The 21016-nt window shown below is 54.6% G+C and carries 17 protein-coding genes; 4 read left to right on the top strand and 13 right to left on the bottom strand.

All coding sequences use genetic code 11. The features are described 5' to 3' along the window. Window positions 1-199 precede the first annotated feature (199 nt). Together adk and hemH are read left to right on the top strand one after the other, a co-directional pair. Window positions 200-844, top strand: coding sequence for an adenylate kinase (gene adk, locus WHR59_RS17870; RefSeq protein ID WP_003021773.1), 645 nt, complete (start codon window positions 200-202; stop codon window positions 842-844). A 140-nt stretch (window positions 845-984) separates the two neighbouring features. After that, a complete protein-coding gene (hemH, locus tag WHR59_RS17865; RefSeq protein WP_172862786.1) occupies window positions 985-1947 on the top strand; it encodes a ferrochelatase in 963 nt (320 codons plus the stop codon). Here hemH and aes read toward each other — a convergent pair. Further along, on the bottom strand, window positions 1944-2903 hold the full coding sequence (gene aes / locus WHR59_RS17860; RefSeq protein ID WP_338843346.1) for an acetyl esterase: 960 nt from the start codon (window positions 2901-2903) through the stop codon (window positions 1944-1946). The genes hemH and aes overlap by 4 nt on opposite strands. Window positions 2904-3055: 152 nt before the next feature. On the opposite strand from aes, the gene gsk reads away from it, so the two are divergent. Next, window positions 3056-4360, top strand: a complete 1305-nt coding sequence (gene gsk, locus WHR59_RS17855) for an inosine/guanosine kinase (protein WP_043015427.1) — start codon at window positions 3056-3058, stop codon at window positions 4358-4360. A 45-nt stretch (window positions 4361-4405) separates the two neighbouring features. Here the strand turns inward: gsk and ybaL are convergent, their stop codons facing one another. Continuing rightward, complete coding sequence (gene ybaL / locus WHR59_RS17850; protein ID WP_043015428.1) at window positions 4406-6085, bottom strand: YbaL family putative K(+) efflux transporter; 1680 nt, start codon at window positions 6083-6085, stop codon at window positions 4406-4408. Between the two features lie 225 nt (window positions 6086-6310). After that, on the bottom strand, window positions 6311-7531 hold the full coding sequence (gene fsr / locus WHR59_RS17845; RefSeq protein ID WP_338843345.1) for a fosmidomycin MFS transporter: 1221 nt from the start codon (window positions 7529-7531) through the stop codon (window positions 6311-6313). A gap of 174 nt (window positions 7532-7705) precedes the next feature. Between fsr and ushA the strand changes: the two genes are divergently transcribed. Next, window positions 7706-9358 carry a bifunctional UDP-sugar hydrolase/5'-nucleotidase UshA gene (gene ushA, locus WHR59_RS17840; RefSeq protein WP_043015430.1) on the top strand — a complete coding sequence of 551 codons (1653 nt, stop codon included), beginning with the start codon at window positions 7706-7708 and terminating at the stop codon, window positions 9356-9358. A 113-nt stretch (window positions 9359-9471) separates the two neighbouring features. Here the strand turns inward: ushA and ybaK are convergent, their stop codons facing one another. The 10 genes from ybaK to WHR59_RS17790 all read right to left on the bottom strand — a co-directional run bounded on the left by ybaK (window position 9472) and on the right by WHR59_RS17790 (window position 21016). Further along, entirely contained in the window at window positions 9472-9951 is a 480-nt protein-coding gene (gene ybaK / locus WHR59_RS17835) for a Cys-tRNA(Pro)/Cys-tRNA(Cys) deacylase YbaK (RefSeq protein ID WP_043015431.1), read from the bottom strand. A gap of 201 nt (window positions 9952-10152) precedes the next feature. Further along, window positions 10153-10947, bottom strand: coding sequence for a TraB/GumN family protein (locus WHR59_RS17830; protein ID WP_221922509.1), 795 nt, complete (start codon window positions 10945-10947; stop codon window positions 10153-10155). Window positions 10948-11100: 153 nt separating this feature from the next. Next, window positions 11101-13602: a copper-exporting P-type ATPase CopA gene (copA, locus tag WHR59_RS17825; RefSeq protein WP_080625610.1), complete on the bottom strand. Its 2502-nt coding sequence runs from the start codon at window positions 13600-13602 to the stop codon at window positions 11101-11103. A 145-nt stretch (window positions 13603-13747) separates the two neighbouring features. Beyond that, a complete protein-coding gene (locus WHR59_RS17820; RefSeq protein WP_043015434.1) occupies window positions 13748-14518 on the bottom strand; it encodes a heme ABC transporter ATP-binding protein in 771 nt (256 codons plus the stop codon). Continuing rightward, window positions 14515-15507: a FecCD family ABC transporter permease gene (locus tag WHR59_RS17815; RefSeq protein ID WP_043015435.1), complete on the bottom strand. Its 993-nt coding sequence runs from the start codon at window positions 15505-15507 to the stop codon at window positions 14515-14517. The genes WHR59_RS17820 and WHR59_RS17815 overlap by 4 nt, the downstream gene beginning before the upstream one ends. A 51-nt stretch (window positions 15508-15558) precedes the next feature. Next, entirely contained in the window at window positions 15559-16182 is a 624-nt protein-coding gene (gene chuY / locus WHR59_RS17810) for an anaerobilin reductase (RefSeq protein ID WP_087053065.1), read from the bottom strand. Beyond that, window positions 16182-16676: a heme utilization cystosolic carrier protein HutX gene (gene hutX / locus WHR59_RS17805; RefSeq protein ID WP_043015437.1), complete on the bottom strand. Its 495-nt coding sequence runs from the start codon at window positions 16674-16676 to the stop codon at window positions 16182-16184. Before hutX ends, chuY begins: the two co-directional genes overlap by 1 nt. Window positions 16677-16688: 12 nt before the next feature. Continuing rightward, entirely contained in the window at window positions 16689-18026 is a 1338-nt protein-coding gene (hutW, locus tag WHR59_RS17800; RefSeq protein WP_087053064.1) for a heme anaerobic degradation radical SAM methyltransferase ChuW/HutW, read from the bottom strand. A gap of 18 nt (window positions 18027-18044) precedes the next feature. Further along, complete coding sequence (locus WHR59_RS17795; RefSeq protein WP_087051618.1) at window positions 18045-18869, bottom strand: heme/hemin ABC transporter substrate-binding protein; 825 nt, start codon at window positions 18867-18869, stop codon at window positions 18045-18047. A gap of 2 nt (window positions 18870-18871) precedes the next feature. Beyond that, window positions 18872-21016: a TonB-dependent receptor domain-containing protein gene (locus WHR59_RS17790; RefSeq protein WP_200000265.1), complete on the bottom strand. Its 2145-nt coding sequence runs from the start codon at window positions 21014-21016 to the stop codon at window positions 18872-18874.

Here is a 21016-nt window from a genome sequence, read left to right as displayed (position 1 = left end):
GCTTATCCGGCCAACGAGCAGGCAGCTTATGAAAGCCCGATGTGCGTAGCGCCATCGGGCGTTTTTTTATCCTCTCTTTTCTTCATTTTCCTCCGTTAACCGTTTCAGCGTCGGGCGTCTTCCTTGAGCCAATTGCGTGATGGTGGTATCGTTTAGCGCTTTTTAAAAAATATCGACAACCTTTAAGGGGATTTTCGTAATGCGTATCATTCTGCTTGGCGCTCCGGGCGCGGGTAAAGGAACTCAGGCTCAGTTCATCATGGAGAAGTATGGTATTCCGCAAATCTCCACCGGTGATATGCTGCGTGCCGCCGTGAAATCTGGCTCCGAGCTGGGCAAACAAGCGAAAGACATCATGGACGCCGGTAAGCTGGTGACTGATGAGCTGGTGATCGCGCTGGTAAAAGAGCGTATTGCTCAGGAAGACTGCCGTAATGGTTTCCTGCTTGATGGCTTCCCGCGTACTATTCCGCAGGCTGACGCCATGAAAGAAGCAGGCATCAACGTGGACTACGTTCTGGAGTTTGACGTACCTGACGAGCTGATCGTTGACCGTATCGTGGGGCGTCGCGTACACGCTGCTTCTGGCCGCGTTTACCACATCAAATTCAACCCGCCTAAGGTTGAAGGTAAAGACGACGTGACCGGCGAAGAGCTGACCACCCGTAAAGACGATCAGGAAGAGACCGTACGTAAGCGCCTGGTGGAATACCATCAGATGACCGCTCCGCTGATCGGCTATTACTCTAAAGAAGCGCAGGCGGGTAACACCAAATACGCGAAAGTTGACGGCACCCAGGCCGTGGCTGACGTGCGCGCAGCGCTGGAAAAAATCCTCGGTTAATTTTTTAACGCGGTTAATGCCGGATGGTGGTGTATACACCACCATCCGGCAAATTCTCGTCTTACCTCTCACAGCAATTAGTTCTTCTTTATCGCTTTTCCGCTACAATTATCAACAATTTGAATCGATAAGAGGCGGTAATGCGTCAGACGAAAACCGGTATCCTGCTGGCAAACCTCGGTACTCCCGATGCCCCAACCCCCGAAGCCGTTAAGCGCTATCTGCGCCAGTTTTTAAGCGATCAACGCGTAGTCGATACGTCACCTGCGCTGTGGTGGCCACTGTTGCGCGGCGTTATTTTGCCGCTGCGTGCCCCGCGAGTGGCAAAACTGTACCAGTCAATCTGGATGGAAGACGGTTCCCCGCTGATGGTCTACAGCAAGGCGCAACAGCAGGCGCTGGCACAACGTTTGCCAAATACGCCTGTCGCGCTGGGGATGAGTTATGGTTCGCCGTCGCTCGAAAGCGCGGTTGATGAGCTGCTGGCAAGCGGGGTAGAACACATAGTGGTGTTACCGCTGTACCCGCAATATTCCTGTTCGACGGTAGCGGCGGTCTGGGATGAACTGGCGCGCATCTTAGCGCGTAAACGCGGTATTCCTGGCGTCTCGTTTATTCGTGATTACGCCGATGACAGCAGCTACATTGATGCGCTGGCCAAGAGCGCCCGGGATTCATTTGCTCAGCATGGCGAACCTGATTTACTGCTGCTCTCTTACCACGGCATTCCGCAGCGTTACGCCGATGAAGGCGATGACTACCCGCAGCGCTGTCGCGATACGACGCGTGAGCTGGTTTCAGCGCTTGGTCTGCCGCCGGAAAAAGTCATGATGACCTTCCAGTCTCGCTTTGGCCGCGAACCATGGCTGACGCCGTATACCGACGAAACGTTAAAAATGCTGGCGGAGAAAGGGACCCGACATATCCAGGTTATGTGTCCGGGCTTTGCGGCCGATTGCCTCGAAACGCTGGAAGAGATAGCGGTACAAAATCGGGAGATTTTCCTCGAGGCTGGCGGTAAGCAATATGAGTATATCCCGGCGCTGAACGCCACGCCGGAACATATCGAAATGATGGTCAATCTGACTGCAGCTTACCGTTAAAGCTGTGCCCTGAAGTAACGCGCGCCCTCCCGCAACGCATCGTCGGCGGTTTTCATCATCCGCGAATAGTGCAGGAAGGCGTGCAGCGTGCCGGGGTACATTTTGTACTGGCAGGGCTGCTGATGCGTCTGTAGCGTCTGGAATAATAAGCGGCTATCGTCAATCAGCGGATCAAACTCCGCGCCGGCAATAAAACACGGCGGCACATCGCGCGTCAGATCGTTATTAAACAGGCAATAATACGGTGACTCGCGATCGTCGGTGCTACGCAGGTACGCGTTTTCGTACATCTGCAAGTCCTCGCGGGTTAAACCATCCCACGCTCCGCCCATCAGCCGTCGACTCAGTGAATCCTGCAGGCCGTAAAGTCCATACCACAACAGCACCCCAGCCACCTTGCCGCAGACAATGTGTTTATCCCGCAGCCACAGTGCGCTGGCCAGCGCCAGCATGGCCCCGGCGGAATCACCGGCAAATCCAATATGATTCACATTAAGGGAATAGTCGCCAGCGTGCTGATGAAAATACTGGCAAACGGCGACAATCTCTTCGATGGCTTGCGGGAAACGAGCTTCCGGCGAGAGTGAATAGTCGATACCAATTACCGTGCACTGCGTATAGTGCGCCAGTAAGCGCATAATGCGATCGTGGGTATCCAGATTACCGAGAATAAAACCGCCGCCGTGCAGGTAATATAGCGTCGCCTGGCTATGGGGCTGCGGAGCGTAAATGCGTGTGGCAACGGGGCCGCACGTGGTAGAAATAACGCATTCGCGGGTATTCATCTGTGGCGCATCGGCATTCCACAGCTGTCGTTCATGAATATAGTGTTGGCGCTGGGCCACGATGTCATCGGCAGCGGGCCACGGCGGCAAATCGTCGCGATGAAAATTCACCACGCTTTTCATTTCATCCGAAATTTTGTCGAGTACGGGGATCTTGTTTTCCGGCTTCATAAAACGCTCCTTGTGAAGGTGAGTCATTGTAGAAATTAATCCCGTTTAAACTGCGATCTCACCGTCCGATATTGAAACTCAGCGCCGCATCGCATGCGCAGCAGGGAATGTGCTACCATGCATCGCTCAGTTAACCACCCGTAAAATCGACCATGAAATTTCCCGGTAAACGTAAATCCAAACACTATTTTCCCGTCAGCGCGCGCGATCCGTTGCTGCAACAAATTCAGCCAGAAAATGAAACCAGCGCAGCCTGGGTGGTGGGTATTGACCAGACGCTGGTGGATATTGAAGCCAAAGTGGATGATGGCTTTGTAAAACGTTATGGATTAAGCGCCGGGCATTCTCTGGTGATTGCCGATGATGTCGCAGAAGCGCTCTATCAGGAGCTGGTGCGTGAAAATTTGATCACCCATCAGTTTGCGGGCGGTACTATCGGTAACACGATGCACAACTACTCCGTGCTGGCGGATGACCGCTCGGTGCTGCTGGGCGTGATGTGCAGCAATATCGAGATTGGCAGCTATGCGTACCGCTATTTATGCAATACCTCCAGCCGTACCGATCTGAACTATCTGCAAGGCGTTAATGGACCGATTGGCCGCTGCTTTACGCTGATTGGCGAGTCAGGTGAGCGTACCTTCGCGATCAGCCCAGGGCATATGAATAAGCTACGGGCAGATAGCATCCCTGAATCGGTGATTGCCGGAGCGTCCGCGCTGGTGCTGACGTCCTATCTGGTGCGCTGCGAGCCGGGCGAGCCGATGCCGGAAGCGACCATGAAGGCAATTGAATATGCTAAAAAACACAATGTGCCGGTGGTACTGACGCTGGGCACCAAATTCGTCATTGCCGATAACCCGCAGTGGTGGCAGGCGTTCCTTAAAGAGCATGTCTCTATTCTGGCGATGAATGAAGAAGAGGCCGAAGCGCTGACCGGCGAGAACGATCCGCTGCTGGCGTCCGACAAAGCGCTGGATTGGGTGGACCTGGTGCTGTGCACCGCGGGTCCGGCGGGTCTGTATATGGCGGGCTTTACGGAAGAAGAAGTTAAACGTAAAACCCAGCATCCGCTGCTGCCCGGGGCTATTGCCGAATTTAATCAGTACGAATTCAGCCGCGCCATGCGCCATAAAGACTGTATCAATCCGCTGCGCGTGTATTCGCACATTGCACCGTATATGGGCGGGCCTGAAAAGATAATGAATACCAACGGCGCGGGTGACGGCGCGCTGGCGGCATTGCTGCATGATATCACCGCCAACAGCTATCACCGCAGTAACGTGCCTAACTCCAGCAAGCACAAGTTCACCTGGCTGACCTATTCGTCGCTAGCCCAGGTGTGTAAATATGCTAATCGCGTGAGTTATCAGGTGCTGAACCAGCATTCACCGCGCCTGACGCGCGGTTTGCCGGAACGTGAAGACAGTCTTGAGGAGTCTTACTGGGACCGTTAAATCAGGCTCAGGCCGGATAAGCGACAGCGCTATCCGGCACGTACATTAACTGGCGGTAGCAACTTCACCGGCAGGCGGCGTTTCAATTAGCTCCAGCATGGTACGGGCGATTTCACGCTCACCCATGACGACCTGATTGGCACCGCGTTCGGTAATATATTCCACCTCATCGTCATAATGCGCGCGGGCGATAATCTCAATCGACGGGCATTTCTCACGTGCAGAAGCGACAATTTCACCCGCTTCATAACCATTGGGAATGGTCAGCAACAGCCAGCGTGCGCAATCCAGATGCGCCAGATTCATAATCTCTTCGTTGGCGGCATTTCCCAGCACTGCGCGGATCCCGCGCTCGCGCAGTTCATCTACCCGGGTACGCGAGGTTTCGATAACTACCAGCGGGATCCCCGCAGCCATCAATTTCTCACCCAGCAGGCTACCGACACGACCAAAGCCAACCAGCAGGGCGTGATTACAGATATCCACCGGAATTTGCTTCTCTTCTTCGATGGCCTCTTCCAGCGTCTGCTCTTCCAGCGTTTCTGTTTTGGCGAGGTATTTTTCTAACACCGCGAACAGCACCGGGTTAAGCATGATGGACAGGATTGCCCCGGCCAGCACCAGATTCTGTCCGGCCTGCGGCAGCAGGTTTAACGCCATTCCCAGACCCGCCAGGATAAAGGCAAATTCACCAATCTGCGCCAGGCTGGTGGCAATGGTGAGCGCCGTACGTTGGGAGTGTCCAAACAGGCGCACCAGGAAATAGGCAGCAAGGGATTTACCAAAGATAATAATCGCCAGCGTGCCCAGCACCGCCAGCGGCTGCTGGATCAGGACTAACGGATCGAACAGCATCCCGACGGAAACGAAGAACAGTACGGCGAACGCATCGCGCAGCGGCAGGGTGTCATGCGCCGCACGGTGACTCAGTTCCGATTCATTCAGCACCATACCGGCGAAGAACGCGCCCAGCGCAAAGGAGACGTCGAACAACTCTACAGCGCCAAAGGCGATACCTAATGCGAGGGCGAGGACCGACAGGGTAAACAGTTCACGTGAACCGGTAGCGGCGCTGCGGGCCATAATCCATGGCACCAGGCGACGACCCACCAGCATCATAATCGCGATAAACGCCACCACCTTACCGATGGTTATGCCCATATCGACGGCCAGCGAGGCGAAGCCGACATCTTCTTTTTCCAGCATTCCGGCGACGGCTGGCAGGAGAACCAGCGTCAGTACCATCATCAGGTCTTCGACAATCAGCCAGCCGATGGCGATTTGCCCGCGCTGGCTGTCAATGAGCTGTCTTTCTTCAAGGGCACGCAGTAGCACCACGGTACTGGCGGTTGATAGACACAGACCAAACACGATCCCTACCATTAACGACCAGCCCATCACCGCTGAAAGCGCCATACCCAGCAGCGTTGCCACCGCTATCTGAGCAATCGCGCCGGGAATGGCGATAGCCTTTACCGCCATCAAATCTTTCAACGAAAAGTGCAACCCCACGCCGAACATCAGCAGGATTACGCCAAGCTCGGCCAGTTCAGGCGCTAACTTGGTATCCGCAACAAAACCAGGTGTAAATGGACCGGCCAGAACGCCCGCTAACAGATATCCCACCAGAGGAGAAATACGTAGTTTATTGGCAATCATGCCTAATATAAAAGCGAGCACAAGGCCGCCGACAATGGTGGTGATAAGCGGGGTGGCGTGATGCATTCCGTCTCCTTTGGTTGCTGTGATGATCCTGAAAACTCAAATTACGAGTAATAGTTTATGACAATTTTGATGTTTATGTTTATGAATAATTATTGAATTTTGAAGAAAACGGGATTTTAGGCGTAAAAAAGCACGGATCGGAAAAGTAAGGTGATATCTGAGAGGTAAAGGCTGATGGCAACTGTAAGTGATGACGGCCAAAATTTACTTTTGGCCGTCAGAAAATCAGGCTTTGTGTCGGTTATCAGGTAAGAATATGGTCAGTATCCCCAGAAGAGGCAGGAAAGCACATATTTTGTAGACCAAATCGATACTGGTATGGTCGGCTATCAGCCCTAACACCGCGGCTCCCAAGCCACCCATGCCGAAGGCAAAACCGAAAAATAGCCCAGAAACCATGCCGATACGCCCTGGAAGCAGCTCTTGTGCGTAGACCAGAATGGCAGAAAACGCCGATGCGAGGATAAAACCAATGATCACGGTTAAAATCCCGGTCCATTCCAGCGTTGCGTAGGGCAAAACGAGGGTAAATGGCGCTACACCGAGGATAGAGCCCCAAATAACATATTTTCTGCCAATTTTATCGCCTAATAGTCCACCAATCACCGTCCCGGCCGCGACGGCAAACAGGAAAGCAAACAGGTGAAACTGGGCATTTTGTACCGATAATCCGAATTTTTGCATCAGATAAAAGGTGTAATAGCTGCTGATGCTCGCCATATAGAAGTATTTGGAGAAAATCAGTACCAGCAGGATGCTTACCGCCAGCACCACTTTATTGCGCGGTAACGGATTTACGATGGCGACTTTCGGTTTTCCTTTACTCATCCGATGCTGCGCAGCGTACCAACGGCTGATTTGCGCCAGGACGACAATCGCTAATAACGCAGCCAGAACAAACCAGGCCACATTACCCTTACCATATGGCGCGATGATGACAGCCGCCAGCAAGGGGCCCAGAGAGCTACCGAAGTTGCCGCCAACCTGGAAAATTGACTGGGCCAGGCCGTGACGACCGCCGGAGGCCATTCGCGCCACGCGGGATGATTCCGGGTGAAACACCGAAGAGCCGGTGCCAACCAGCGCTGCGGCGAGCAACACCATATGGAAGCTGCCGGCCATGGCCAGCAAAACAAGTCCGCTCAGCGTGAAGCACATCCCAATGGGCAGCGACCACGGCATCGGGTATTTGTCCGTCCAGTAACCCACGACCGGTTGCAGCAGCGAGGAAGCAAGCTGGAAGGTCAGGGTAATCATACCTATCTGCATAAACGTCAGTGAGAACTCTGACTGCAACAGCGGATAAATCGCCAGGATCAGCGACTGGATCATATCGTTTAGCAGATGGGAGAGACTGATCGCGCCTAAAATGCCAAATGAGGTGCGTGCTTTAGCAACCGACGCTGACGCGCCAGCCACAGGCTGGGTTTGTTCACTTATTGCCATAGAAAGTCACTTCTGTTTGGGTTGCGATTATGAGGGTAATCTATTTTGTTATTATTACCTGACTAACATACCTGCGGAAGGTGTTTGAAGGAAGTCTCATTTCTGAAAACATTTTCGACTATTATTTCATATCATTGTAATTTCAGTCGTTGATTTTGGCTCAGGGAGAGAAATATGAAGTTTTTGAAACGGGGCGTGGCGCTGGCGTTATTAGCCGCATTTACGCTGGCAGGTCAGCCTGCGCAAGCGTACGAAAAAGATAAAACCTACAAAATTACCATTCTGCATACCAACGATCATCACGGTCACTTCTGGCGCAGTGAATACGGGGAATATGGACTGGCGGCGCAAAAAACGCTGGTGGACGGTATTCGTAAAGAGGTGGCTGAGGAGGGGGGAAGTGTACTGCTGCTTTCCGGTGGCGACATTAATACCGGCGTACCGGAGTCCGATCTGCAGGATGCGGAACCTGATTTTCGCGGGATGAATCTGATTGGCTACGACGCGATGGCGGTCGGAAACCACGAGTTTGATAATCCCATGACCGTTTTGCGTCAGCAGGAAAAATGGTCCAAATTCCCGTTTCTCTCGGCGAATATCTATCAGAAAAGCACTGGCGAACGTTTGTTTAAGCCGTGGGCCATCTTTAAGCGCCAGGATTTAAAAATAGCCGTACTCGGTTTAACCACTGACGATACGGCGAAAATTGGCAACCCCGAATTCTTTACCGATATTGAGTTCCGTAAACCTGCCGATGAAGCCAAACTGGTAATCCAGGAACTGAATATGGGGGAAAAGCCAGACATCATTATCGCGACCACCCATATGGGGCATTATGACAATGGCAATCACGGATCGAACGCCCCTGGCGATGTCGAAATGGCGCGCAGCCTGCCGGCGGGATCGCTGGCGATGATTGTCGGTGGTCACTCGCAGGATCCGGTGTGTATGGCTGCGGAAAACAAGAAGCAGGTTGATTACGTACCGGGTACGCCATGTGCGCCAGACAAGCAAAATGGGATCTGGATTGTGCAGGCGCATGAGTGGGGGAAATACGTGGGCCGGGCGGACTTTGAGTTCCGTAACGGCGAAATGAAAATGGTTAATTACCAGCTCATCCCTGTCAACCTGAAGAAAAAAGTGACCTGGGACAACGGTAAAAGTGAACGCGTACTCTACACCCCAGAAATAGCTGAAAATCAGCAAATGCTTTCGCTGCTGACGCCGTTCCAGAATAAGGGTAAAGCGCAGCTCGACGTGAAAATCGGTAGCGTCAATGCGCGCCTTGAAGGCGATCGGAGCAAAGTCCGTTTCGTGCAGACCAACATGGGGCATTTGCTGCTGGCTGCGCAAATGGCGCGAACCAGCGCTGATTTTGGCGTGATGAGCGGCGGCGGCATCCGTGATTCCATCGAAGGCGGTGATATCACCTATAAAAGCGTGCTGAAGGTACAGCCGTTTGGCAATATCGTGGTATACGCCGACATGAGCGGGAAAGAGGTGATTGACTATCTGACCGCCGTGGCGCAAATGAAGCCGGACTCCGGGGCCTATCCGCAGTTCGCCAACGTCAGCTTTGTGGCGAAAGACGGCAAGCTTAACGATTTGAAAATCAAAGGCGAACCCGTTGACCCAGCCAAAACCTATCGCATGGCAACGCTAAGCTTCAACGCGACCGGCGGCGATGGCTATCCGCGAATTGATAATAAGCCAGGCTATGTGAATACCGGGTTTATTGATGCGGAAGTGTTGAAAGAGTACGTGCAGAAGAACTCACCGCTGGATGCCAGCGCGTATGAGCCGAAGGGCGAAGTTACCTGGCAGTAACAGGGCGAAGTGCCGGATGGCGGTGCTGGCACCTTATCCGGCCTGCTGACTGTAAGAGTCTTCGGTTGTAGGCCTTAAAGCTGCTCGCCATCAGGCATTCATTCTACAACCGCTTAATCACGGCGTGCGATGTCGGCGAATTTCGCATCCAGAATTTTCGCCAGATCGCCCGCTGCCAGTTCGATATCCAGCCCGCGTTTGCCACCGGAAATATAAATGGTGTCAAACGTTTGGGCGGGAGCGTCGATCAGCGTCGGCAATCTTTTTTTCTGCCCCAGCGGGCTGATGCCGCCGACCAGATAGCCGGTGGTTCGCTGCGCAACCATTGGATCGGCCATATCGACTTTTTTGGCGCCTAATGCTTTGGCGACTTTTTTAAGATCTAATTGACCTGCCACCGGCGTAACGGCCACCGCCAGGTGCTTCATATCGCCATTCACGGCAACCAGCAGCGTTTTGTAAACCTGGTCCGCATTCAGACCTAGCTTGCGCACCACTTCGTCACCAAAGTTCGTCTCGGACGGATCGTGATCGTAGGTGTGGATCTGGAAAGAAATTTTGTTTTTTTCGAGTAATTTAACGGCGGGTGTCATAGCAATTTTCCTGGACCAGACAAAATACGACTCAGGCATACGCCTGATGTCTGTCTAAAAAATAGTACCATCTTGCGCAATAGTATTGGCAGGATGATGACTTTGAGCGACAATCGAACTACACCGACGCTTTAAGCGTTGGGATCATAATAATGATGAAATTCCTCTTTGACGGGCCAATAGAAATATTGGCCATTTTTTTTACCGTAACATCTCCGGCAAATTTCCTTCCCCATACAAATGCAGCGCGCCTACGGCCACGACATAGTGACCGGCGGGCATCGCTCTGAGTCGATCGCGCCAGGCTGCGTTACGCTGATGCATTAAAACGTCATACAGCGACTGGCTAAACGTATTGGGTAGCGTGAGTTCGCTATTGCACGGCGGCGTTTTAAGCCACCAGCCCATCATCTGTTGGAGCAGTCTGGCATTGGTATGCCAGTGTGTCAGGGTATCGTCCAGTAGAGCCAGGCCGTTATCGGGCAGCTGGCATAACAGCTCGATTTGGCTGGATGCGCCTTCCAGTTCGATGACCGGTTTATGCACCTGTTTTGCCGCATTCAGCAGTTGGTAATCAATCCCGTATTCCGCCCGCAGCCCCAGCTGTTGCGCCTGCGTTGCCTGTAATACCATGGCGATTTGCCACAACGGCTGGGTAGACAGCAGGGAAGGGGAAATCCCCAGTTCGCTGGTGACCTTGTGTAGATTGTCTAACTGCTCCGGGCTGATGCGTTCTTCAAGGGCGGCAAAGGTCGGAAGGTTGGCAAACGGCGCGTCGTCGCCGGAAACATCGGCTTCAACGATCAGCGCATCGGCACGCTTGAGCTTTTTGAGTAATTTGGCGGGCAGAGGCGCCATTTCGCGGCTGCCCATGTGAATGCTGCCTATCAGATGAAAATGGCGGTTGCCGGGCAAGGATATATCGATGGCAGGCCAGGTATAGGGGTTGCCGCGTAGCGCGGTGAAAAATGTTTTTACCCGGTACAACAGATCCATACGGCCTCCCTAAGTAGACTTCCATGCTAGCGCGTGGTCCAGGAAGGTGCAATGCGTGAATCGCCGGATGGCGATGCGAAATCCTCTTATCCGGCCTACAAAGTGCAGATAACATTGTAGGTCGGATAAGCGTGAGCGCCATTCGGCAATGGGTTACTCTTTCGGTTTGAAGCGCAGCAGTCGGTTAGCGTTGCTCACCACGGTAATGGAGGAGAGCGCCATCGCCGCCCCGGCAACGACCGGGTTGAGCAGCGTTCCGGTGAACGGCCACAGGATCCCAGCGGCAACCGGAATACCGATGCTGTTATAGATAAACGCGCCGAGCAGATTCTGCTTCATATTACGCAGCGTTGCCCGGGAGATAGACAGCGCATCCGCCACGCCCATCAGACTATGGCGCATTAGCGTAATCGCGGCGGTTTCAATCGCCACATCGCTACCGCCACCCATGGCAATCCCTACATCAGCCTGAGCCAGCGCAGGCGCATCGTTGATCCCGTCACCCACCATGGCAACCTGACGCCCCTGGCTTTGCAGACGCTTAATCGCCTCGGCTTTACCGTCCGGCAGGACGCCCGCAATCACCTCATCAATACCCGCCTCTTTGGCAATGGCGTTGGCGGTCGTTGGGTTGTCGCCGGTGAGCATCACCAGACGATACCCGGCGCGATGCAGACGCTGGAGCGCTGCCACGCTGTCGCTACGTAATGGATCACGTACCGCTAACAGAGCCGCCGCGTGACCATCAATCGCCAACAGGACCGGGGTTGAACCCTGGGAAGCCTGAGCGGTAATATCAGCTTCCATTTCAGTGGTATCTACCTGCTGTTCATTGAGCAACGCCTGGTTGCCCAGCAGCAACGTATGACCTTCCGTCTCACCGCTGACGCCTAACCCACGCAGCGTACGGAAACCGTTGACCTGCGGCAGCGAGATATCACCGGCTCTGTCCAGAATCGCCCTGGCCAGCGGGTGGCTGGAACCCTGTTCAAGGGCTGCAGCCAGACGAATTGCCAGCGCTTCATCGGTGTTGCCAAACGTTTTGATGGCGACAACCTGCGGCTTGCCTTCCGTCAGCGTCCCGGTCTTATCAAACACGATGGTATCCAGCGTGCTGGCGCGCTGCAGCGCATCAGCATCACGTACCAGCACCCCAAACTCCGCGGCACGCCCAACGCCGGAAATAATCGACATCGGCGTTGCCAGACCCAGCGCACAAGGACAAGCAATAATCAGAACGGTGGTGGCAATCACCAGCGTATAAACAATCTGCGGAGCCGGCCCAAAGAAATACCAGATAGCCGCACTGATCAGCGCAATGGCGACCACGACCGGAACGAACACCGAGGAGATACGGTCGGCCAGTTTGCCTATTTCCGGTTTGCTGCTTTGCGCCTGGCGCACCATACGAATAATGCGTGACAGCGTGGTGTGGCTGCCAACGGCGCTGGCGCGGAACAGCACGCTGCCGTCCTGTACGACCGTACCGGCGTGGACGCTATCGCCTTCGCCTTTTTGTTGCGGAATCGGCTCACCGGTCAGCATGGCTTCATCCAGCCAGGCTTCGCCCTGAGTGATTTCGCCATCAACCGGAACGCGATCGCCGGTGGTCAGGCGCAGCAACATTCCCGCCTGAACATCTGCCAGCGGCACGTTCTTTTCACCTTCGTCGGTAACAACACGCGCGGTCGGCGGCGTCAGATCGAGCAATTTTTCCAGTGCTTTGGACGAGCGCTGGCGAGCCCGCGCTTCCAGCATGTGCCCGAGGTTAATCAGACCGATAATCATCGCGCTGGCTTCATAATAGAGGTGTCGCGCTTCCATCGGGAACCATTGCGGCCAGAGGTTGACGCTCATGGAATAGAGCCATGCCACCCCCGTACCCAGCGCCACCAGCGTATCCATGGTCGCGGTGCCGTTCATCAGGCTTTTCCACGCATTGCGGTAAAAGTGACCGCCCGCGAAAACCATCACGGCAAGCGTTGCCAGACCAATCGCCAGCCACAGGCTGCGGTTGTCGTCACTCACCATCATGTTATCGCCAATCATTCCCCACACCATGACCGGAATACCCAGCAGCAGCGCGACGGCCGCCTGCCAGCGAAAACGTTTCATGGTTGCCACGGCGGTTTCTTGCTGACGTTCGCGACGCTTAGCATCATCTTCAATGGCTTCTGCGCCGTAACCTGCTTTCTCCACCGCTTTCACTAATTGGTCGGCGGACGCACTGCCCATTACCAGCGCAGTACGTTCCGCCAGATTTACCCGTGCCTGTGTGACACCCGGTACGTTTTGCAGAGCATCTTGTACGCGGATAACACAGCTGGCGCAGCTCATGCCGTTTAACAGCAACTGCTGGCTGTCGTCATCAGCCGTAGCTGCCGGAAGCTCGGAAGGGACCGCTGCCAGTGCTTCCGACGGGATTGATGACTCCGTCAGCGGTTTAGCCTTTGGGTGGCTTAACTCCGCGCCGTAACCGGCTTGTTTGATGGTTTCAATCAGCGCTTCTGCACTGGCGCTCCCGGTGATGTGCGCTTCAGTCACGGTGACATCCGCTTGTTCAACATCCGGACGTTGTTCCAGACTTTCTTTGACGCGTTTAACGCAGTGACCGCAGGACAGTCCGTCCAGGGTCAGGTCGATGGTTTGAGACATAACACACTCCTTTATTACGGAATTAACTGACTGTGATAAAGGTTAAACCTTCCAGCAAGGGGAAGGTCAAGGGCGTTTTAAAAAAAGATGAAAAAGCAGGAAAAGGAGAAAAACGGGAACGTCAGGTCAGGACGTTCCCGGTCTGTTATTGATTGAGAACGATAAGCGGCGTTCGATGCTCCGGTTCATTCATCACTGTGAGATCGGCGCCGTACAGCGCATTTAGCGAGGGTTGCAGCAGAACATCCTGTGGGCGACCGTTATCAACTATCCTGCCGCGTTCCATCAATACCACGCGGTCAGCATAGCGCGCTGCAAGATTGAGATCGTGCAGGACGCAGCAGACGCTGAACTGTCGTTCACCTACCAGGCGACGCAGCAGACGAAAAAGATGCTGTTGGTGGTGAATATCCAGGGCAGAGGTGGGTTCATCGAGAAACAACCATTTTGGTCTGGGCTCGGGCTCCCAAAGCTGAACCAGCAGGCGCGCCAGTTGTACCCGTTGTTGTTCTCCTCCCGACAGATGCCGGTAATCGCGCGCGGCCAGCGCCTGGCAGTCGCACAGCGTCATGATGTGCTCCGTTTCATCGCCCGTGTTGCGCGTCCGATACGGATGCCTGCCCATGCGGATCACCTCCTGCACGCTAAACGGGAAGGCCATATGACTGTTCTGGCGCATCACAGCACGGGTTTTTGCCAGCTCGGTGATTGACCACTCGTTCAGCGGCTTGCCAAACAAGCTGCAACGTCCGCTATGGGGCTGCAGATAGCCCGTAAGCTGGCGGAGTAGCGTCGATTTTCCTGCCCCATTCGGGCCAAGAATCGCGATGATTTCTCCATCAGGTAGCGTCAGGGAAACGTCATCGGTCAGTCGTCTGCCCTGAATGTGGTAGATCAGATTTTCAGCGACGATCATGACACCCTCCGGCTACGCAGTATTAACCACAGGAAATACGGTCCACCGATCAGGCTGGTTAACAGGCCAACAGGCATTTCGGCAGGCTGAACAAGAGTGCGGGCCAGCGTATCGGCAATCAGAAGTAAACAGGCGCCGGCCAGCGTAGAGCAGGGAATCAACCAGCGATGATCGGCGCCGGTAGTCATTCTGATCAGATGTGGGATCACCAGGCCAATAAAGCCAATCACGCCGCTGACGGAAACGGCAGCGCCAACCAGGAGCGAGCTGAGCAACAGTAACTGCTGGCGCTTACGTTTGACGTTTACGCCGAGGTAATGCGCCTCTTCATCACCCAATTGCAGCAAATTAAGCGTTCCTGCCATACAGACGGTGACAGCAATGGCTGGAAGAACAAACGTGCTGGCAACCAGCAGCGTCGGCCATTGGGCCTGGCCGAGATTCCCCATCATCCACAGCGTAAGTTGACGTAGCTGCTGTTCGTCACCCACATAGCTCAGCACGCCAATAGCCGAACCGCACAGAGCATTGATAGCGATACCGGCTAACAGCAGTTGCATCATTCCGCCGTGGTTATGACGCTGGCTTATCAGAAAAATAATCGTGCAGACCACCATGCTGCCCGCGACGGCAAAAATCATCTGCTCATACAACACCAGCACCACGGGGAATGAAAAGGGGATAACTATCGCGATGCCGACCATCAGCGCGGAGCCGCTGCTGACGCCAAGCAGGCCGGGATCGGCCATTGGATTGCGAAAAAGCCCCTGCATAATGACCCCTGCCGTAGCCAGCGCAGCACCGACCAAAACGGCCAGCAGCACTCGGGGCAGGCGGATGTTCAACCAGATATCGCGGTATTCGTCGTTGAACAGGGCGTTGAAGCTAATATTCAACGCCCCCTGACTGGCACCGAACAGCATCAGAGCGACCAGCAAGAGAGAAAGGCCCGTCAGAATGCTGACGGAAGAAAGCGAGTCCTTAAGCACGCAACGCTCCATAACGTCTTTGCGGCGCGAAGTTTCCGCGCCGCGAGGGGTTTACGCGGGTTTTAGTCCCGGCTCAACCAAACTGTAAATCTGGTTATTGAGTGCCGGCGCCGTGGCCAGTTCGTGAATGTGCCTGGCAACATCTGCGCGCATCACAAAGCCATGACACTCTTCGGCCTGTAATCGTTGCGCCAGGCCTGTGGCTTCACCGTTCAGCAAACCGCCGGGGCGGAGAATGGCGTAGTCCAGTTGACTGGTTTGTAGCCAGCTTTCAGCCAACGATTTTTCCCGTACAGCCTGGCCAAATGCGGCCCTAGCACGTGGGGACAAAAAGGCCCAACTGTCGCCACAGCCCAGGGAGGTGACCAGAATCATGCGTTTGATCTCAGCTTTTTCTGCTTCATCAATGACGGTTCTGTGCGCCAGATAATCCTGGGCACCGCCCATGGAGGAGATCACTGTGGCATGCTGACCCGCTGCGCGACAGGCGCAGGCGGTGACCTGGCTGTCGCAGGCATCGCCAATAAAGACCTGCACACCTTTTTCCTGCAGCCCGGCAGCGACCTGGGGATTGCGAACGACAGCAATCACCGGACGATGCTCCGCCAGCGCGAGTTCCAGCGTTTTCGCGCCGACGCCGCGACCACCTGCACCAAAAATGAGCCATGGAGCCATCAGGCATGTTCCTTTAAAGATGAAGACAACGCGTGAAAGGCGCTGACCTGTTCGGCCAGTAGCTGTCGATGCTCATCGCGACCGAGGAAAATTTTGAACATAGCGCTACCCGCCTGGTTGAAGAAGAGAATGGACGCAGTGTCCATTCCCATAAATTTGCGTTCAATCAGGGCAATATGCGTGCAGTTTTCTGCCTTGATATGACCGGTCATGCCTTTTTTGCCGCGCAGGTTGAAGTAACCGTGGCGGTGGAACCCGGAAGGTAATTCACCGGTGAATTCCAGAATGACATCAGCAGTATGGACCAGGGTGGTGACTTTGCCCCATTCGCAGACGTTTTCCCAGACGGTATCAAATTGACTGCCGGAAACCAGCGTCGGGGAAGGGAGGTTTTTCACCACCTCCAGCAATGTAGTGTTGTACTGGGCGGCGATAGCTTCCAGCGTACCGTCCGGCTCAGTTTTCAAAAAATCCTGTAAAGAGACATGGCTCATAATTCACTCCTTTTATGGTTGCTCTACCGCAATGCGCGGCGCGTTAAGTGCCTGAATCAGTTCATCAAGAGACTGCAAAATATTGCTCGCCCAAAAACGCCCTTCATTGGTCAGGCGTACACAGGTGCTGGCATCTCGCGTCAGTCCTGCGTGATGCCATTGGGTCAGTAGCGGGGCCAGTTTTTGTGCATGAGGCGTCAGCTCATCCAGCGGAACGCGGGCCGTCTCAATACCGGCCTGGAGAGTGTGTCGCCACTGGAAACCACGCTCGGCGGTGCGCATCATCATCATTAGCGGTTTTTTTCCGGCGGCGATAGATTCATGCCATGTATTCAGGTTGCGCTCGACCATCCAGGAATAGCCATTGACTGATCCTCCTGCCCCAGAGCCGAATGCCAGACAGTCTGCACCCTGTTTAATCAGCAGGTTGTACAAATTGCGTTCCCGTGTGGTGCGCGCCCAGTGGCTGTTGCTGATGCAGCGCCAGCCCGCGCTGTCCATGAAATCGCAGCCCTGAAGATAGAGATCGCGGCGTTCGGCGGGAGAGGGAACGGTTGTGCGCCCGGTTTCAACCGCTTTGCCTAGCGGTGTATTAGGGATCAGATTCAGCGCATAAAGATCTACGCCGTCGAGGCCGATGTCGCGGGCAATCGCCAGATCCTCGCCCCACAGTTTTGCGTCTTGTCCTGGCAGACCAAACAGCAGATCGCACACCACGGCGGCACGATCCCGCTTTACCAGTCCTTGCATAAAGGCTGTCGCGGTCGGGCCGTCCGAAGTACGCGCCATTTTCTTGCGGATTCGGCTGTTAAAAGACTGAATACCGATCGAAAATCGATTGGCGCCAGCGTCAAGGCAGGCATCGATTCGCGCATCGTCAAAATTGAGCACCCGTCCCTCAATGGTGATTTCGCAGTCCGGCGCCAGCGGCAGCTTGTCGCGCAGCGTGGTGATAATTCTGGCCAGATCCTGTGCAGACAGCGCAGAAGGCGTACCGCCGCCAAAATAGACGGCGTGAATGGGGGCCGACTGATGTAATGCGCTATCAGCTTCCATCTCTATTTCGCGCAACAGCGCGTTGGTGTAGCGGGTGCAGTTGTCTTCTTCAAACCGGTTTTGATAAAAACCGCAGAAAGTACAATGCGTTGCACAAAAAGGGATATGCAAGTACACCAGCCGTTTACGCGGCGGGGTTGGCTGGCTGATGACCTCCTGCCAGGTTTGTGACAATAGCTCTTTGGCAACCGGGATCGCCCCACGCCAGGGCATCGTGGCGCGGCGATCCTTAAATGGCTGACGTCCCTCGAGCGCAAAATGCGCGGTGAGATCCAGCGAGTGTTCAGTTTTCATTCTTCTTAATAAATCCAGTTAGTGAGGCCAGAATTGCTGGTGCAGGGCTTCAACCGCATCGGCGACGCGAGGCCCCATCCCCAGAATCAGCGCCTGGTCTACCGCCACAATGCGCTGGTTTTTCCAGGCTGCAGTATGGGTAATACCGGCAATCGCGCTCAGGCGATCCAGACCGCCATCCACCATTTGCGACGTCACCACGATCACCTCCGGGTTTGCGGCGATCAGTGATTCCGCGCTGTAGCTTTTATACTGCTCATGGGTGGCGACATTTTGTGCGCCGGCGAGGGTCATAATGGCATCGGCAACGCTGCCTTTTCCGGCGACCTGCGGCGCGCTGCCGCCAGCGGAGAGAATGAACATGGCTTTGACCGGCACGTTTTTCGCCGCCACGCTGTGCTGAACACGCTCCAGACGTTGCTGCAGGCGATTGACTAACGCCTCGCCTTGCTCAGGAATGTGCAGTGTTGTAGCCAGTTCTCGAATGTTGGCGTACATCTGTTCGACGGTGGCAGGCACGCGTGGCAACGTCACGACGTTAACCTTTTGCGCCCGCAGCTGATCCAAGACGATTTGGGGACCAGCATCCTGCCAGGTGATAAAGCTGTCCGGATGTAGCGATAAAATGCCCTCGCTGCTTAACTGCTTCCAGTAGCCGATATGCGGGAGTGCGGCAGTTTCGGGCGGATACGAGGTGGTTTCATCAACGCCGACCACCCGGTTGCCGACGCCCATGGCGTATATCAGTTCGCTAAGCGAGCCGCCCGCCACCACCAGGCGGTCGGCGGACTGGGCATTGAAAACGCAGGCGAGGCTCAGTAAGCCAATCATGAGTTTTTTCATCGTCAGAAATTCCACGCAAATCCAACGGCGGCATTGAAACCAGCGTCTGGAATAGATTCATGCGCGGTTCTGTAACGCTTGTCGGTCAGGTTGTTGAGCGCGAGGTTGACCTGATACTGATCCTGCGGACCGAACTCGGTGTTAAATGCGAGGTTAAGTGTGGCCCAGCCTGGGTAGTTGATTTCCGTGGTGCCGGTATTATCTTTGGCGCTGGACGCCGCGCGGATAAAGACATCGGACGTCAGGTTAGCGACGTTCATCAACCAGGTATGTTTCAAGCCGACGCGGCCGGTCAGCGTGGGTTCGCCGGTATCCCAGGTTTTAAGGGTATTGCCTTCGTACTGACGGCGAATGAGATTACCGCTCAGGTAAGGTGAAACCGCCCAGCCGTTGTATTCTGCGGTGAGTTCCATGCCCCAGGTTTTGGCCCGATCGATGTTGTCGTAGTAGTAATAGCCGCCCCGTGAAGAGGTGGTATTACCGCTGCATACGGGTTGACCTGAACAGGCCAGGCTGGCGATATAGTCTTTGGCTTCGGAGTAATAAATGGCGCCGTCAATCAGCCACATATTCCCTTTATACCGTGCGCCCAGCTCATAGTTATTCGAGTGTTCCGCCTTCAGGTTTGGGTTGCCGTAGGTCACGCTGCCGCCTGCGGACGTCTGCATAAATAGCTGAGTCAGCGTGGGGAAGACATAGCCCTGGGCATATGCAGCCCGGAGTTCAAGATCTTTAAAACCGGAATAGCGTAGGCTGGTTGAGGTCACCAGTTCATCATCGTGAACGGAATTTCCTCCGGTGGATTGCCAGGTGCTGCCGCTGCTTTGCAGGGTTTGCGTATCGTTGCGATTGAGCTTCGAAGACAGCCAGTACTGGCGTGCGCCCACGGTCCACGTCCAGTCATCGGCAAAGCGCCAGTCGTTTTGCGCGAACAATGAGGTGTTGCTTTGCTCCGCTTCGTTGTATGACAGGGTACGGGTTTGCGTATCGAAGAAGCCGGTAGCTGCGGTCTGGCGCGTACTGCCGTCCGCGTCCTGTTTTATTTTGTCATGCTGATATTGAGTGCCAATCACCAGTTCATTGTTAGCGGGAAGGGTGAAATTGCCCTGCAGCGTTACCCCCTGGGTATACTGTTTGTCGTTGGTATTGGTTTGATTGTTTATCGTCAGCGCTTTAATCGCCGGGCTGGGGATTATCTGGGTCGTTTTGACCCGGTTTTCAAATTTGCGCTCTATTGTCTGGCTGTATGCGTCAAGATGGATTTTCTTCAGGTAATCCCCGTCAGCCGCATAGTCGTAGAAAAGACCGATTTTCTCGCGTTCCAGCTTAGGTATTTTGACGCTAAAGTCGTCGAACTGGCCCTCTGGATCGTCAAACCAGGTTTGAGTAGACAGTTTGTAACGATCGAGGGAAAGTCCGATTTTGTGGCGATCGAAGTTGTAGCCAAGCCACATGCCCTGGCCGTTATTACGGAAATTGGTGTCGGGCAATCTTCCATCAGGCGTATCGCGGTCCCCCTGGTCGGAATAGCTGCCATTGATGCGGTAGTCAAAGTTTCCGATGCTGCCCCAGGCCGCAGCTGATTCTTCCCATCCTGCCGTTGCGGAGTTATAGACGGCCTTAACGCTGCCGCCGAGAGGCTTATCGCCGCCTTTTTTGGTAATAAAGTTTACGACGCCGCCAATCGCCTGCGAACCATAGAGGACAGAGTAAGGGCCTTTGACCACTTCAATCCGTTCCAGCGCGGATTCGTCAATCAGCAAACCGGCCCCGTAGTTTTGCCCGGCGCGCTGGTAGCTGACGACCTGGCCGTCTATCAAAATCAGCACCCGCGAAGAGGCTTCGCCACGAATACGGATTTGTTTCCGGCCAGCGAGGGCGTTATCGGTGACTTCAACGCCGGGAATATCTTGTAAATCATCAGCAATAGAAACGCTGGTGGAGTTTTGCAGCGTCTGGCGATCGATAACCTGAATGGTTGCCGGGCTATCCCAGAGACTACTTTCAGAGCGGTTAGCCGTGACGATCACCGTATCATCGCCGGGCGTTGAAGCGTGTGTTGTAGAGGTAGCTGCAGAAGCAGCGCCGGACATGCATAATGTCAGGGCTGAAAGAATAAATGGCCTTTGGTTAATCCGTGGCAACAT

It is taken from the genome of Citrobacter europaeus, from assembly GCF_037482245.1.
GTDB lineage: Bacteria > Pseudomonadota > Gammaproteobacteria > Enterobacterales > Enterobacteriaceae > Citrobacter > Citrobacter europaeus.
The sequence above is the reverse complement of the archived record's forward strand: the minus strand, read 5'-3'. Positions and strand labels throughout refer to the sequence as shown.

Coding starts and splice junctions, on each gene's coding strand:
- hemH (WP_172862786.1), top strand. CDS start 985: ATGCGTCAGACGAAAACCGGTATCCTGCTGGCAAACCTCGGTACTCCC.
- copA (WP_080625610.1), bottom strand. CDS start 13,602: ATGTCTCAAACCATCGACCTGACCCTGGACGGACTGTCCTGCGGTCAC.
- WHR59_RS17790 (WP_200000265.1), bottom strand. CDS start 21,016: ATGTTGCCACGGATTAACCAAAGGCCATTTATTCTTTCAGCCCTGACA.
- hutX (WP_043015437.1), bottom strand. CDS start 16,676: ATGAGCCATGTCTCTTTACAGGATTTTTTGAAAACTGAGCCGGACGGT.
- adk (WP_003021773.1), top strand. CDS start 200: ATGCGTATCATTCTGCTTGGCGCTCCGGGCGCGGGTAAAGGAACTCAG.
- hutW (WP_087053064.1), bottom strand. CDS start 18,026: ATGAAAACTGAACACTCGCTGGATCTCACCGCGCATTTTGCGCTCGAG.
- ybaL (WP_043015428.1), bottom strand. CDS start 6,085: ATGCATCACGCCACCCCGCTTATCACCACCATTGTCGGCGGCCTTGTG.
- WHR59_RS17830 (WP_221922509.1), bottom strand. CDS start 10,947: ATGGATCTGTTGTACCGGGTAAAAACATTTTTCACCGCGCTACGCGGC.
- ushA (WP_043015430.1), top strand. CDS start 7,706: ATGAAGTTTTTGAAACGGGGCGTGGCGCTGGCGTTATTAGCCGCATTT.
- WHR59_RS17795 (WP_087051618.1), bottom strand. CDS start 18,869: ATGAAAAAACTCATGATTGGCTTACTGAGCCTCGCCTGCGTTTTCAAT.
- ybaK (WP_043015431.1), bottom strand. CDS start 9,951: ATGACACCCGCCGTTAAATTACTCGAAAAAAACAAAATTTCTTTCCAG.
- fsr (WP_338843345.1), bottom strand. CDS start 7,531: ATGGCAATAAGTGAACAAACCCAGCCTGTGGCTGGCGCGTCAGCGTCG.
- WHR59_RS17820 (WP_043015434.1), bottom strand. CDS start 14,518: ATGATCGTCGCTGAAAATCTGATCTACCACATTCAGGGCAGACGACTG.
- aes (WP_338843346.1), bottom strand. CDS start 2,903: ATGAAGCCGGAAAACAAGATCCCCGTACTCGACAAAATTTCGGATGAA.
- gsk (WP_043015427.1), top strand. CDS start 3,056: ATGAAATTTCCCGGTAAACGTAAATCCAAACACTATTTTCCCGTCAGC.
- chuY (WP_087053065.1), bottom strand. CDS start 16,182: ATGGCTCCATGGCTCATTTTTGGTGCAGGTGGTCGCGGCGTCGGCGCG.